Source organism: Cryobacterium algoritolerans, from assembly GCF_004402785.1.
Taxonomy (GTDB): domain Bacteria; phylum Actinomycetota; class Actinomycetes; order Actinomycetales; family Microbacteriaceae; genus Cryobacterium; species Cryobacterium algoritolerans.
Window position 1 is genome coordinate 35,508 of record NZ_SOFP01000008.1, and the last position, 13,977, is coordinate 49,484.

9 protein-coding genes and 2 pseudogenes are annotated in these 13,977 nt (G+C 65.4%); 5 read left to right on the forward strand and 6 right to left on the reverse strand.

Annotated features, from left to right (window positions below):
- Positions 1–108 precede the first annotated feature (108 nt).
- Complete coding sequence (locus E3O19_RS01005) at positions 109–2,415, forward strand: MMPL family transporter (protein ID WP_134564769.1); 2,307 nt, start codon at positions 109–111, stop codon at positions 2,413–2,415.
- On the opposite strand, the gene E3O19_RS01010 is transcribed toward E3O19_RS01005, so the two are convergent.
- Together E3O19_RS01010 and E3O19_RS17585 are read right to left on the reverse strand one after the other, a co-directional pair.
- Positions 2,412–3,782 (reverse strand): MFS transporter, encoded by a 1,371-nt coding sequence (locus E3O19_RS01010; RefSeq protein ID WP_134564779.1) that lies wholly within the window; start codon positions 3,780–3,782, stop codon positions 2,412–2,414. The genes E3O19_RS01005 and E3O19_RS01010 overlap by 4 nt on opposite strands.
- Positions 3,783–4,221: 439 nt before the next feature.
- Positions 4,222–4,377, reverse strand: a complete 156-nt coding sequence (locus E3O19_RS17585) for a hypothetical protein (protein ID WP_166804407.1) — start codon at positions 4,375–4,377, stop codon at positions 4,222–4,224.
- A 243-nt stretch (positions 4,378–4,620) separates the two neighbouring features.
- Here E3O19_RS17585 and E3O19_RS01015 point away from each other — a divergent pair, with 243 nt between their 5' ends.
- Positions 4,621–5,922: an FAD-binding oxidoreductase gene (locus E3O19_RS01015; protein WP_277612999.1), complete on the forward strand. Its 1,302-nt coding sequence runs from the start codon at positions 4,621–4,623 to the stop codon at positions 5,920–5,922.
- Positions 5,919–7,256, forward strand: coding sequence for a class I SAM-dependent methyltransferase (locus E3O19_RS01020; RefSeq protein WP_134564771.1), 1,338 nt, complete (start codon positions 5,919–5,921; stop codon positions 7,254–7,256). The genes E3O19_RS01015 and E3O19_RS01020 overlap by 4 nt, the downstream gene beginning before the upstream one ends.
- A gap of 37 nt (positions 7,257–7,293) precedes the next feature.
- Here the strand turns inward: E3O19_RS01020 and E3O19_RS01025 are convergent, their stop codons facing one another.
- On the reverse strand, positions 7,294–8,082 hold the full coding sequence (locus E3O19_RS01025) for a GNAT family N-acetyltransferase (protein WP_134564772.1): 789 nt from the start codon (positions 8,080–8,082) through the stop codon (positions 7,294–7,296).
- 469 nt (positions 8,083–8,551) lie between these two features.
- Here E3O19_RS01025 and E3O19_RS01030 point away from each other — a divergent pair, with 469 nt between their 5' ends.
- Entirely contained in the window at positions 8,552–10,612 is a 2,061-nt protein-coding gene (locus tag E3O19_RS01030; protein ID WP_134564773.1) for a phosphocholine-specific phospholipase C, read from the forward strand.
- Between the two features lie 132 nt (positions 10,613–10,744).
- Here E3O19_RS01030 and E3O19_RS01035 read toward each other — a convergent pair whose 3' ends face one another.
- Positions 10,745–11,485: an aminoglycoside phosphotransferase family protein gene (locus E3O19_RS01035; RefSeq protein WP_166804408.1), complete on the reverse strand. Its 741-nt coding sequence runs from the start codon at positions 11,483–11,485 to the stop codon at positions 10,745–10,747.
- A gap of 721 nt (positions 11,486–12,206) precedes the next feature.
- Between E3O19_RS01035 and E3O19_RS01040 the strand changes: the two genes are divergently transcribed.
- Entirely contained in the window at positions 12,207–12,581 is a 375-nt protein-coding gene (locus tag E3O19_RS01040) for a hypothetical protein (RefSeq protein ID WP_134564775.1), read from the forward strand.
- Between the two features lie 279 nt (positions 12,582–12,860).
- Here the strand turns inward: E3O19_RS01040 and E3O19_RS01045 are convergent.
- A pseudogene (locus tag E3O19_RS01045) lies at positions 12,861–13,016 on the reverse strand (IS1380 family transposase); the annotation flags it as partial.
- A gap of 47 nt (positions 13,017–13,063) precedes the next feature.
- Positions 13,064–13,788: pseudogene (locus E3O19_RS01050) on the reverse strand (ISL3 family transposase).
- Positions 13,789–13,977: the final 189 nt, after the last annotated feature.

A 13,977-nucleotide genomic window follows, 5' to 3' on the forward strand; every position in this document is an offset into this window, starting at 1 on the left:
CGATTCCGCGACGGCATCGATCCCGAGCCAGGTCAGTGCGCCTCGTGCCTGGCGCCCCGGGGGGAGTACTTTGGCGTCAGACGCTCACAGCCAGAAGGACGACTGACCATGTTGCACACCCTTGGCGTCTTCATCGCCCGCCACCGCTTCATCGTGCTCATCGCCTGGGCGATCCTGCTCGCCACCTTCGTCGCGACGGCGCTCGGCGGAGTCGCAGGGGAGACCCTGTTCCAGCGGCTCTCCAGCGCCGGCCCCACAGTGAAGGGCGAGGCCAGCGAGGCGAAGCAGCTGCTGCGGGGCAGCCGGAACCAGGACACCGAATCGTTGTCCCTGCTGATCTATGGCGTTGTGCTCTCCCCGGCCCGGGCTCGCGAGGCCGGGCCCGCCACAATCCTGGCCAAGGCCGCGGCCGACCTGCGGAAACTCGACGGCGTGAGCGAGGTGGTCAACCCGCTGGAGCTCCCTCCGCAGTCGAACGGCCAGCCCAGCCCGGCCGCAGCGGCGCTGTTCGCCAAGGACGGCAGGGGGCTGCTCCTGAACGTCGCCATGACAACTAGCAACGGGCGGCTGGGCGACGCGGTGCTCGCGCCCGTCCGGGCCAGGCTCGACGCGGCCGCCGTCGAGCTGCGAAAGACCACACCCGATGCGACCGTCGAGGTGGGCGGCACCCCCTTGCTCGTGGACTCCCTCGTCGCCGTCGCCGAAGCCGACCTGCAGAAGGGCGAGCTGATTTCCCTCCCCATCGCCCTGTTGGTCATGCTCCTGATCTTCGGCGGCTTCCTCGCGGCCGGAATCCCGCTGATCGGCGCGATCGCCTCCATCGTCGGAGCCCTCGGCACGCTCTACGGCTTCAGTTTCCTGATGGACATCGACACGACAGTGCTCAACGTCATCACGGTTATCGGCCTCGGCCTGTCCATCGACTACGGCCTGCTCATCGTCAGCCGCTTCCGCGAGGAGTTCCGCGCGCTCGTTCTCCGCACGCCGGCAACACCCCCGTCTGCCCACGATGCGCAGAATGCCACGGCGCACCACGGCCGGGATGAGCACGACCGCCGGGGCCGGCACGACCGCCACGAACTCATGCTTCAGGCGGTGGGGATCACCATCGACACGGCGGGGCGAACCGTGCTCTTTTCCGGCCTGACCTTCGCCAACGCCACCGTCGGCCTGCTCGTCTTCGAGCCCACGATCATCCGTGCCATCGCCGTCGGCGCCGTCTCGGTCGTGCTGATCGCGATCCTGACCGCGCTCGTGCTCGTGCCGGCGCTGCTCGGGTACTTCGGTGAGCGGTTGCTGCAGCCCGGCCTGCTGACCCTCATCCCCGGCCTGGGCAGCCTCCTCACCAGGTTCGGTGATGTGGCGCCCCAGGAGGGTGTCTTCTCCAAACTCACCCGGAGCGTCCAGCGCGCGCCGACGCTGATCGCCCTCGTCGGGATCACCGCCCTGCTCCTGCTCGGCAGCCCCGTGCTCGGCATGAATGTCACGAACAGCGGCTCGGACGCCATCCCGAGGTCGTCCAGCCAGTACGGCTTCGTGACCGCCCTGAACGCGCACTTCCCGCTCGCGACCGGGGCGAAGGTTCAACTGGTCGCCGACACGGACGAGACCTCCGCAGCGGCCTGGGCCGACCAGGTCGCGGCGCGGCCTTATGTCACCGACGTCACACCGCCCGCCGAGGTGAACGGCCACTGGGTCTCCCGGGTCAGCGTCGATACCCACGAAGGTCCGGCGGTTGTGAGGGAGGTCCGGGCGGACCGTCCCGGCTTCGCCAACTGGGTGGGCGGGTCAGACGCGGCGTCGGTCGACTACACCGACTCGCTCCTCCGTGGGGCGCCGTGGGCGGCGCTCATCGTCGCCGTCGCCACCTTCCTGCTCCTGTTCCTGATGACCGGGTCGGTGGTCATTCCGGTCACGGCCCTGGTCATCAGCACGATCTCTCTCGGTGCCTCGGTGGGGGTGCTGGTCTGGGGCTTCCAAGAGGGCAACCTCTCCGGCGTGCTCAACTTCGAACCAGCGACCATCTCAGGTGTGGACCCGCTCGTGCTGACCCTCGTGCTCACCTTCGGTTTCGGCCTGGCCATGGACTACGAGATGTTCCTGCTGTCCCGGATCAAGGAGCACTATGACCGGGGTGAAAGCACCCGGCTTGCGATCGAGACCGGCCTGCAGAGTTCCGGCCGGATCATCACCTCGGCCGGGCTGATCATCGTGCTCGTATTCGCCGGGTTCGCCACGGGGGACCTGCTGCAGTTGAAACAGATCGGAACCGCGCTGGCGGTCGCGGTGCTCCTCGACGCCACCCTGGTACGCGCCGTGCTCGTGCCCTCGGTGATGACATCGCTGGAACGGATCCTGTGGTGGGCGCCGCGGTGGATGCATCCGTTGCACGCCCGGTTCGGGCTGCGCGACTAGGCCGGGCGGTTCCGCCGGGGCGTGCGCGGCATCGATACGGCCGCCGCAATGGTGAACGCCGCGGTGACCACCACGGCGAGGAAGACTGCGCCGGATGCCATCTCAACCGTGGCCGGGTATTCTGCTGAGGAGCGCCCGGCGGTCGGCCCCGCGGCCAGGAAGATGCCGTTGGCGACAGCGCCGAAGATCGCGACGCCGACCGCGCTGCCCACCGACCGGGAGAACAGGTTGGCCCCGGTCACCACTGCGCGTTCGTCCCACTCCACGCTCGACTGGGCTGCGATGAGCGTGGGCGTCGCCACCAGTCCGAGCCCCAGCCCGACGGTGAAACAGCTGGTCGCCACTACGGACACCGACGGTGCACCCGCTGTTACGGCCAACGCGACAGCCCCGAGCATCACGAGCACCATCCCTCTGAGCGCGGTGTTGCGGAAGCCGATCCGAAGGTAGAGCCGCCCGGACAGCGACGCTGAAATCGGCCAGCCGATGGTCAGTGCGGCAAGGGCCAGGCCGGCAACGAGCGGCGTGGTGCCGAGTGCCCCCTCCAGATAGGTCGGCACGAAGGAGGTGAGCCCAGTCAGAATCGCGCCGACACCGACCGAGACGAGGGCGCTGCTGAGCAGGAGGTGCCGACCGAACACCCAGAGCGGCAGGACCGGCTCGGCGGCCCGTCGCTCGGCGAACCCGAAACCGATGAGCAGAACAGCACCCAGGCCAAAGGCGCCGACGCTCGCCGGTGAGTTCCAAGCCCAGGTCTGGCCGCCCTCGAGTACGGCCAGGATCAGGAGGCTGAGTGCGCCGGTGAGCAGGCCGGCGCCGAGGTAGTCGATCCGGTGGCGCCTGGGCGCGACGGTCTCGTGGAAGGTGCGCAGCAGCATCGCCGCTGCCAGGATGCACAAGGGGATGTTGACGAAGAAGATCCAACGCCAGGACAGGAACTGGGAGAACAGCCCGCCGAGGGTGGGCCCGACGACGGATGAGACGGCCCACACACTGGCCAGGTAGCCCTGTACCTTGGCACGCTCGATGACGGTGTAGATGTCCCCGGCGATGGTTACGGCCATCGGCTGCACGGCCCCGGCGCCGAGGCCCTGAATCGCGCGGAAGGCGATCAGCACCGGCATGCTCCAGGCCAGCCCGCACAGCACGGATCCGAGCAGGAACAGACCGATTCCCACGAGCACTATCGGTTTTCGCCCGAGTGTGTCGGCGAGTTTCGCGTACACCGGAACGGACACGGCCTGGGCGAGTAGATAGCTCGAGAACAGCCACGGGAATTGTGCGAATCCGCCGAGGTCTTTCACGATCGTCGGCACCGCCGTGGCCAGGATGGTCGCATCGATCGCGACCAGCCCGGTGGTCATCATCAACGCGATCAACACAGGGCCGCGTTCGGAGCGGAATCCCACGTCGTTCTCGCTCACAGGAACCCTTTCCCTCTGGTCAAGCGACCACCTTCACTGCAAGCTGCGGATCCACCCCGGCATTCCCATCGACGCCGATTCCGCGGACATCGTGCAACACACTGCAAGCAGGCAGGGCGCGGCACAGGTACGAGAAAGACCCCGGCGACGAACGCCGGGGCCTCATGCACTGTCTCAACCAGCGCCCGTCCGGTCACAGCAGAGCTGCTCCCGGAAGTCTGTTTTCAGAGTACAGGTTCCTTACCGATCACAGGCCATTCATGGCAGGCGTGCGTAACCAGGCGAATCCTTCGGTGTGGAATTGCGAGGTGGAATCCGGGCCGCTTCCGCCGCGGCTTCAACCAGGTTGAGCCAGGTGGTCGGGCGCGCCCGGAGCTGACTCCTAGTGAGCTGAAGTCGATTCGTCCGCGTCAAGGTCGTTCTGCCGTTCACGGAACAGGTTGAGCTGGCGCCGCCGGAACTCGTCGATCAGGTCGCTGGCGTCATGGTGATCGGCGTGCACCGAGTCACTCGCAAGGGGTGATGATTCTGTATTCATGAGTTGCCCGATCTCGGCTGGGGTTATGGACCAGTCGTCTGCAACATCGATGATGACTCAACTGGCTACACGGACGCTATGTGGTTAAGTCTGGGAAGTCAACGTATCGAACGTCAATTCTTAGCCTTCCTCGGTGCGGTCGCGGCGACCGAGGACTAGCTTGGAGGCGTGTCCCCTCCCGCGTTCGACGCACGCAGCGCTCACGCCGCCGGCGTGAAGCGCCTCCTTGAGAGCTATCGAGCGGTGCCGCCCGGGACCTCCGTTCGGCTTGCCAAGCCCACGTCAAACCTATTCCGGTCACGAGCGAAGCCGAACGCCCGGGGCCTCGAAACGACGGGATTGACGAGCGTCATCGCTGTCGACCCGAAAGCGCGAACGGCCGACGTGGGCGGCATGTGCACCTACGAGAATCTTGTCGCCGCGACGCTGCCACACGGGTTGGCGCCGCTCGTGGTGCCACAACTGAAGTCGATCACCCTGGGCGGCGCGGTCACCGGCCTCGGCATCGAGTCCGCATCCTTTCGCAACGGCCTGCCGCACGAATCGGTGCTGGAGATGGACATCCTCACCGGGGCGGGGGAAGTGGTGACCGCCTCGCCCACCGAGCACGAAGACCTTTACCGTGCCTTCCCCAACTCGTACGGAACGCTCGGTTACGCGGTGCGCCTGCGGATCAAACTGGAGCCGGTCAGTGCGTTCGTCGCCCTCGGGCATCTGCGCTTCCACACGCTTACCGATCTGGTCGCGGCTATGGACCAGATCATCGCGTCCGGTCATCTGGACGGTGACCGCGTCGATTACCTCGACGGCGTGGTGTTCAGCGCCGACGAGAGTTACCTCTGCGTGGGAACGCAGACCGCGACATCCGGCCCGGTGAGCGACTATACCGGCCGGCAGATCTACTACCGCTCCATCCAGCACGAGGAAGGCATCACGCACGACCGGCTCACGATTCACGACTACCTGTGGCGGTGGGACACGGACTGGTTCTGGTGTTCGGAGGCATTCGGCGCGCAACGTCCGCGGATCCGCCGGCTCTGGCCGCGTCGTTACCGCCGCAGCAGCTTCTACTCGAAGCTGATGCGCTACGAGCAGCGATTCCAGATCGGCGATCGCATCGAGCGACGAAACGGTCGTCCGCCGCGCGAACGGGTCGTGCAGGACGTCGAGGTGCCGATCTGGCGGTGTGCGGAGTTCCTGGACTGGTTCCTTGCCAACGTGCCGATCGCGCCGATCTGGCTGTGCCCACTGCGGTTGCAGGGCGGCGGCTGGCCGCTTTACCCGATCCCGCCGCAGCAGCCCTACGTCAACGTCGGCTTCTGGTCCACGGTGCCGGTGGGGTCGACCGAAGGGGAGACGAACCGTCTGATCGAACGCAAGGTCAGCGAGCTGCAGGGCCACAAGTCGCTATATTCCGACTCCTACTACAGCCCGGAGGAATTCGGGGAACTCTATGGCGGAGAATCGTACCGAAACGTGAAGAAGCGGTACGACCCTAATTCTCGTCTGCTCGATCTCTATGCGAAGGCGGTGCAACGACGATGACCACATTCAAGGAACGTTCGGCGGAGTTTGCAGAAGCGGCAGCGAAGGCGGACACGGGCAGGAAGCTCACCCTCGCCGAAATACTGGAGATCCTCGCCGGTGGGCGGCTCCCACTGAGATTCACCGCCTACGACGGGAGTTCGGCCGGTCCGTCCGACGCCCCGCTCGGGCTGGAGCTGAAGACGCCGCGGGGCACTACCTACCTGGCCACCGGCCGCGGCGATCTGGGCCTTGCACGTGCATACATCGCCGGTGACCTCGACGTACACGGGGTGCACCCCGGCGACCCCTACGAACTCCTCAAGGCGCTCGCCGACCAGCTGGTCTTCACGCTGCCACCGCCACGAGTGACGATCAGTATCATCCGCTCCATCGGAGCCCTGCACCTGCGCCCGATCGCACCACCACCGCAGGAGGCACCGCCGCGCTGGCGCCGCGTCTCCGGGGGACTCCGGCACAGCAAAACCCGAGACGCCGAAGCGATCCATCACCACTACGACGTTTCGAACACCTTCTACGAGTGGGTGCTCGGGCCGTCGATGACCTACACCTGCGCATGCTATCCGCGCCCCGACACATCGCTGGACGAGGCGCAGGAGAACAAGTACCGGCTGGTGTTCGAAAAGCTGCGGCTGAAGCCCGGCGACCGGCTGCTCGACGTCGGGTGCGGCTGGGGCGGCATGGTGCGCTACGCCGCCCGCCGCGGGGTCACAGCCACCGGCGTGACATTGTCGGAACAGCAGGCCGCGTGGGCGCAGCGGGCAATTGCCGACGCGGGCCTGGCCGATCTGGCCGAGGTGCGCTACGGCGACTACCGCGACATCGCGGAGACCGGCTTCGACGCCGTGTCGTCGATCGGGCTGCTCGAGCACATCGGAGTGCACAACTATCCAGCGTACTTCGCCTTCCTGCAATCCCGGATGCGCCCCGCCGGGCTGCTGCTCAACCACTGCATCACTCGGCCGGACAACAGATCCGAACCCTTCATTCGTGGGTTCATCGACCGATATGTCTTCCCTGACGGGGAGCTCACCAGCTCGGGTCGCATCATCAGCGCTGCACAGGATGTCGGTCTGGAGGTTCTGCACGAGGAAAACCTGCGCGAGCACTACGCGATGACGCTGCGTGACTGGTGCGCCAACCTCGTCGAGCACTGGGACGAGGCGGTCGGCGAGGCGGGGTTGCCCACCGCGAAGGTATGGGGCCTGTACATGGCCGGGTCACGGCTCGCGTTCGAGACCGGTGGCATCCAGTTGCACCAGGTGCTGGCCGTCAAGCCCGATGGCGGCGGCAGGGTCGGCGACCTGCCGCTACGGCCGTGGTGGACGCCCTGACTCGCCAGATGGGCCGAGCACATGCCCCATCCAAGAACTAGCGTATCCAATTGTACGGCGTGGTCGTCGATACCTTGAGAAGGCCGGAACGTTCAAGAATGGGGCGCGAATACTCCGTGGAGTCGCTGTGCACGAGGCGCTTACCCTGGGCGAGTGCCGAGTGGGCCCGAGCGGCTGTCACCGCACGATAGATGCCTCGGCCGCGATATGCCTTGAGGGTGGCACCGCCCCAGATGCCGGCGAAATCGGTGCCCGGCACCGGCTCGAGTCGACCCCCGCAAACCATGCGGCCATCCGCTTCGCCCACCCACAGTTCCATGCCGTCGTCGCTGGCGACGCGCATGAGCAACGCGTCAGCGAGGCGAGTGTCGACAGCGTCACCGAACGCCTCGTCGACCATTGCACTCATGGCACGCACCTCGTCCTCGGAGGTGACGCGTCGCACAGTGACACCGTCCGGGGTGGGGACGCCCTTACATAGGGCCTCAAGCGACCCGATCATGATCGATTCAGGGTCCTCAGGCTCGAACCCGTTCTCCAGCAGTATCCCGTGCAATCCTGGCGCGTGGTCATGGCCGCGGGTTTTCCATTCGACGCGGGTGGTCTGCGGGTCGGCACGGAAATGATCGAGTGCGCCAGCGACCAACTCGGCTATCGTGCGGTGGTCTGCCTGGCCAAGATCCCGGTACGTGACGAAGCCGCGGCCTCCGGCGAACGTCACGAGACGCAACGGGCCTCGTCGGGTCACACTGAGCGCGCTCGGCGTCTCCGCGTCGGTTCGAAGTTGATCGTCGTAGGCCTGAAGGTATTCCGCGGGGTAGGTCATCAAGTTCATGCTGGCAGCGCCGAGAGCCCGCCGCAACATCATCTGAAAAGAACCTCCTGCGGATCAGTCTCTGCAGAGGCAAGGGGTTGAATCTCCACACGCCGAGATCGGGCAGACTCGCCAAGCCGAACGAGATCGTGATGATCACGCTCCCGGCCGAAGATCGGCGCGGTGGGGCGTCAGGCGGAGGTGATCCTGAGCATCACGCGATCTTTCGGGCCCTGCGTGCCGAGGCGCTCGAGTTCGCATCGACCGTGTCGGGCACGGCTGTTCGGCCAGGGTGCCGTCGGCGGCGCCGTCGCGCACCAGCCGCTCGAACGGAGAAATGTAACATCCATGGTTGCAACCTTCAGAAGCGGTTGGGCGAGCGTGTCACCGAAGGTTTGCCTCGTCGATACCTGTTCTTCACGTGGTGCTGGAAAACTCCGTCGGGGGGTTCGCCAGCAACACGAAGTATTAGGAGCAGTTCATGCCAGGCCTGAATCGTCGACGTTTTCTTCAGCTCGCGAGTGCTGGTGCCGCGAGCACCGCGCTCGCCGAAATGCTCGGCCAAAGCGTCGCGCGCGCTGCGTCGATCCCGGCCAACAGGGCCACCGGTTCCATCATGGACGTTGAGCACGTGGTGATCTTCATGCAGGAGAACCGCGCCTTCGATCACTATTTCGGCACGCTGAAGGGTGTTCGCGGTTTCGGCGATCCGCATCCTGCGATCCTGCCCAGCGACAAGGACGTGTGGCACCAGAACAACGGCAGCCGGGACGTCCTCCCGTACCACCCGGAGGCTCCGAACCTCGGCATGCAGTTCATGGAGGACCTTGACCACTCCTGGAAGCTCACGCATGAGGCCTTTAACAACGGGAAGTACGATCGGTGGCTGCCGGCGAAGTCCGAAGCTACGATGGCGTTCTACGAGCGAAACGACATCCCGTTCCACTTCGCCCTCGCGGACGCGTTCACGGTCTGCGACCAGTATCACTGTTCCTTCCTTGGCCCGACGGACCCGAACCGATACTTCATGTTCACGGGCTGGGACGGAAATGATGGCACGGGTGGGGGGCCGGATCTTTGGAATGCCGAGGTGGGCTACTCGTGGAGCACATATCCTGAGGAGCTTGAAAAGGCAGGGGTGAGCTGGAAGGTTTACCAGGACATCGGGGATGGCCTTGATGCCGTCGGCAATTGGGGTTGGACCAGTGACGCGCATATCGGTAACTATGGCGACAACTCGCTCCTATACTTCAAGCAATTCCAGAACTCGGCGCCGGGCAGTCCCTTGTACGACAAGGCGCGTACGGGTACGAGCGCGAAGGCCGGGGACGACCTGTTCCGGATCTTCCGCGAGGACGTCGCCAAGGGGACGCTCCCTTCGGTCTCCTACGTTGTTGGCCCCGAGGCGTACACCGAGCACTCCAACTGGCCGCCGAACTTCGGCGCGTGGTACGCGGCCAATATCCTCAATATCCTGACCTCGAACCCAGAGGTGTGGAGCAAGACGGCTGTGCTGCACATGTACGACGAGAACGACGGGTTCTACGACCACATCGTCCCTCCTCACCCCAACACGCCGCAGGTTCCGGGCGCGTCAACGGTCTCCACGGCAGGCGAGTGGTACGACGGACGAATGACGCCGTCTGGCCGCAACGACGTTCCGGGCCATTTCGGCCTTGGTATGCGGGTTCCCATGGTCGTGGCGTCGCCGTGGAGCATGGGCGGGTGGGTCTGCTCGGAAACGTTCGACCACACCTCGATCATCCGCTTCCTCGAGGCACGCTTCGGCGTGAAGTCGCCGAATATCTCCCCGTGGCGCCGGGCGGTCAGCGGAGACCTCACCAGTGCGTTCGACTTCTCCGGAACGGGCGTCGGGAACACGGCCCTGCCCGACACCTCGGCATACAAGCCGGTCGACCATGAACGCCACCCCAGCTACATCCCCTTCCCGCCGCCAGCGAACAGTATGCCCAAGCAAGAGCCGGGCACGCGCCCGTCCCGCCCGCTCGGCTATGCGCTGGAGGTCGATGCGAAGGTCGACGGCGGCAAACTGACCGCTCGCTGGGCGAACCGGGGCACCCTGGGCGCGCACGTCCAGGTTCGCTCCAACCTGCTCCCGGCCGCGCCGTACTCATACACAATCGGGGCAGGGGCCTCGCTGGAGGCGACCTGGGCACTCGGGGAGAAGTACGAGGTGCAGATGCACGGCCCCGCCGGCTGGTACCGCCGACTCGCGGGGAGGACGGGAGGAGGCGATGTCCGCGTTTCGGTCGCCGGGGATGGGGCTGCCTCCCATGCCCAGCTCCAGATCACGAACGCCGGAACCGCACCGGTCTCCCTCACACTGTCGGACGCCTATGGAAGCGAATCGCAGAGCCTCGCGCTCAACACCGGCCAGGGCAAAACGGTCGTCATCCCGACGTCGGGAGGCTGGTATGACCTCACCGTCACGTCCGCGGCGGACCCCGCGCTCCTCCGCGTCCTCGCAGGCCGTCTCGAGGATGGGCGTCCGCTCACGAGTGATCCACAGCTCGGCCACTGACCACAACCAGCCAGGACCGGGCGGCCGCGGCCCGGTTCGCTCCCATCCATTCGATGGCCCTGACCACTCGTTCGTCGCATCCCCGGACCGCCGTGTCCGGGGTGCAATCTCCAGCGGAATGAGTGCAGGGTTTCAGTGACCTTCCGACACAAGGCCACGGAGGAAGTCGCGGTCGCGGCGATACAACGCCGCATGCCCGATGAACTCGGTGCGGCCCGTATCGGCCGCTCGACGATCAGTGAACTCGGCCAGGTCATCCAAACGCTCCGCTGCCACCCGTAGCACAGCCTCCGGCTCAAAAGGGTGACCGTAGGCACGGATGAGCGCCTCGAGCCGATCAGTCCGCGCGTCGGCCCTTGGCGAGTGATCGTCAGCGTACTCGCCAAGCGGGACGAGCCGGTAGGCCAGGTATGCAAAATCCCAGATGCGAGGGCCTGGCGAGGCGGTGTCGAAATCGATCAGACCGGTGAGGTGACCTGCCTGGAAAACCATGTTGTAGGGAGCCACGTCGTTCAGGCAGACAACTTCAACGGGATGGTGTGTGGGCAATTGCCAGTGCGCGGGCAGGTGCGCGATGGGTACGCTCGCGTCGTGCACGCGGCGCAGAAGTGCACCGGCTTCCTGCAGGATCGTCGGCGACCACATCCACGCGGGTATCGGGTAGTTGCCGACTTCGCCGGGCAGGAACGCCAGGACCTCGCGTCCGTGTTCGTCGAGTCCTAACAGCTCCGGCACTTCGACGATGCCGGCATCCCGGAGGGTGGTGAGGAACCGGTGAACGGCGGGCGTCCACATACCCGTCGGCCGCCGCACGGTGTCTCCCACGCGTACCACCGAGTGTGAATTGCCGCCGGTAAGGGCTTCTTCGTTCATCAGCCCACGCTATCGAACCTCGCCGGGGTGAGACGTCCGGCGGTTCACGGAGACCTGATCGATTTCACTCGGGAAGCGTGAGCGAATCCTCTGCCCAACGGCAGGATCGGCGATCAAAGCACACCTCGGCGCGGTCATGATCTACGCTTGGCAAACCGGCGCTTGGCAGAGGGCCTTCTCTTTGGCGATGGTGGTCCCGACGGGGACTCCCGCTCCGGACCGGGCAGGACGACGGGCGGGAAGCTTCCTCCGCCTGGCCCAGTGTTGAAGGCATCAAAAAGAACCAGCATGACTGTCAGACCCGCCCGTGCGACGGAACGAAACGCGCTCGCAGTTCGACGGAGAAATGCACCGCGCCCAGGCACTCGACTCAACAGACCCACCTCTTCGGTTGCAGCCTAGCTGATGGCGAAAGCGCGGCACTTTTCCGACCTGAGTGAGACCGTTCCCCGCTGCACTTTCCCGAAAATAGTCCTCGAAAACCGGCTGGACCCACCTCTTCGACCACAACTTCGGATCAGCTGGAACAGCCGCCCTTTGGCCGTCCGCCGCACCGGGTGGCGCGTATCGATCCCTCGCTCGACGTCGAGTGGCAGACCGGCGGACATGATGCCACGACACCCACACCTGCTCGCAGTTGCCGTCGCCAGGTCGATTGGGCGAGGCCGCGCAAGAATGGGAGGCATGTCGTCCGTCCGCGGCGACCGAAGTGGAGCACCGCATGACTGAATCCGAGCTCGTCAACCTGTGGATCAGGACCCGCTGGCACATTATCGTGTCCCAGGTCGCCCCCACCTTCCTGCTCACGGCGCTGGTGGGCTTCCTGGCCCTGGGCCTGGCGACAGCAGACCCGAGCGTGCGGGTCGCTGCCGCCGGCGTGCTGCTGGCCTCTGGTGTCCTCGGCGCGCTGGTGCAGATCAACGCCGCCAATGAAGCTCTGGCGGTCATTGCCGATCTACGGGCCATCGGTGGCATGTCCGCCGTCACGCGGCGCATCCTGTCGGCGGCACCCTGGGTGAACGTAGTGCGGTTCGTGACGCCGGCCGTGTTCGTCGTCGTCTACGTTGCCCTGCTAATCGCCCTGTTCGTCGGCTGAGGCAGCTTCGGTCAGGTTCTGGGCCACTCAAGCTGTCGTTCCAATGACCGGGTCGGGGTGGAGGTATTCGGCGACCGTCATCGACTTGTCGACCCTGATGGTCGAGGTCTGGTCGATGGCCATTCACCCTCGATGCACCGACCCGCTGGGGGTGGGTGGCGGTTTCGGATTTTGAGCGCGGTCGCTCGTTGTGGCGCGTTTGATCTGCGGGCCTCGCTGCCCAGTAGTTCCACGGAGTGTCCGAGTCGTGCCGGTTTTTGGCTGACGGTCAGAGGGCGGCTACTCCAGGGGTCCCAAGTTGTGATCGAAGAGGTAGGTCCAGCCGGCTTCCCACGGCCACTTTTCGGGTAAGTGCAGGGTGATACGGCGGGCGGACGATGCGATCCGTGCCGGAATCTGGACGAGTTTTCGTCTAATGGTGGCGGTCGTGGCACGGGCTGGGAGACTGCTGATTTATCTGGCTCTCCTGACGTAACCGTGGGTTAAACCCGGCCGGGGAGTACTGGTTTATGCCCGCCGAGGTTGAGCATCGCGAGGGCGATGAGGGTGTCGGGTGTTTTGAAGCCGAAGGCGATGTGGGTGATGAGTCGGATCTTGGTGTTCATGGATTCGACGTGGCCGTTGGAGAGGCTGTGCTCGATAGAGGCGAGGATCGCGGTGCGGTGCTTCACGATGCTTTTTTGGAGTTTGACGAAGGAAGCGATGCGGCAGCGGCGGGCCCGACCGACCCATTTGTTGAGCGCTTCGGTCGCTTCGTCGAGAGGCAGTTTGAAGATCACGCGGAGGCCTTCCTTCGACGACGCTGGCGATCCAGGCCGCACCGTCCGTGGACACCTGAGTGATCTGCGCCGAACGCTCCGGGCCTAACGCGTCGAAGAACGTCGCGAGGGTGGCTTTGTCTTGGCCCGGCGCCGCCCGGACGAGGCGGCCAGAATCGTGGTCGACGACGCAGGTCAAATACTTGTGGCCGCGCTTGTAGCTGATCTCGTCGATTCCGATCCGGGTGAGGTCGGCGAACTGGTCGTATTGCTTCCTGGATTTGCACCGAGCCCGCATCCAGGGACCGCCAGCGGCGACGCCCGTCACCAGCGTCGTGGCGGGGACATCGCTTCCAGCAGGACCCGCAGCGGTTGCGCATCGATGCCGTTGGACGCACCGACGCGACCAGAATGCCTGTTTCCACGTCAAGATCGACCGCTTCGACAATGGTTTTGTCGACTCGTTAAGGCGCTCGGAAACCACCCACCGTTACGTCAGGAGAGCCATAAAAATAGGCCGAACATCCGCTGACGAGTAGCCCCTGATGGTAGCGCTAGTCCGGCGACCCGGTAGCAGAATTCCGGGAACACGGTAGCGCTGGCGCTGGTGAACTGCTGTGCTGTGGAAGGACAACGCG

Coding starts and splice junctions, on each gene's coding strand:
- E3O19_RS01035 (WP_166804408.1), bottom strand. CDS start 11,485: ATGAACGAAGAAGCCCTTACCGGCGGCAATTCACACTCGGTGGTACGC.
- E3O19_RS01030 (WP_134564773.1), top strand. CDS start 8,552: ATGCCAGGCCTGAATCGTCGACGTTTTCTTCAGCTCGCGAGTGCTGGT.
- E3O19_RS01020 (WP_134564771.1), top strand. CDS start 5,919: ATGACCACATTCAAGGAACGTTCGGCGGAGTTTGCAGAAGCGGCAGCG.
- E3O19_RS01040 (WP_134564775.1), top strand. CDS start 12,207: ATGACTGAATCCGAGCTCGTCAACCTGTGGATCAGGACCCGCTGGCAC.
- E3O19_RS01010 (WP_134564779.1), bottom strand. CDS start 3,782: ATGATGACCACCGGGCTGGTCGCGATCGATGCGACCATCCTGGCCACG.
- E3O19_RS01005 (WP_134564769.1), top strand. CDS start 109: ATGTTGCACACCCTTGGCGTCTTCATCGCCCGCCACCGCTTCATCGTG.
- E3O19_RS01025 (WP_134564772.1), bottom strand. CDS start 8,082: ATGACCTACCCCGCGGAATACCTTCAGGCCTACGACGATCAACTTCGA.
- E3O19_RS17585 (WP_166804407.1), bottom strand. CDS start 4,377: ATGAATACAGAATCATCACCCCTTGCGAGTGACTCGGTGCACGCCGAT.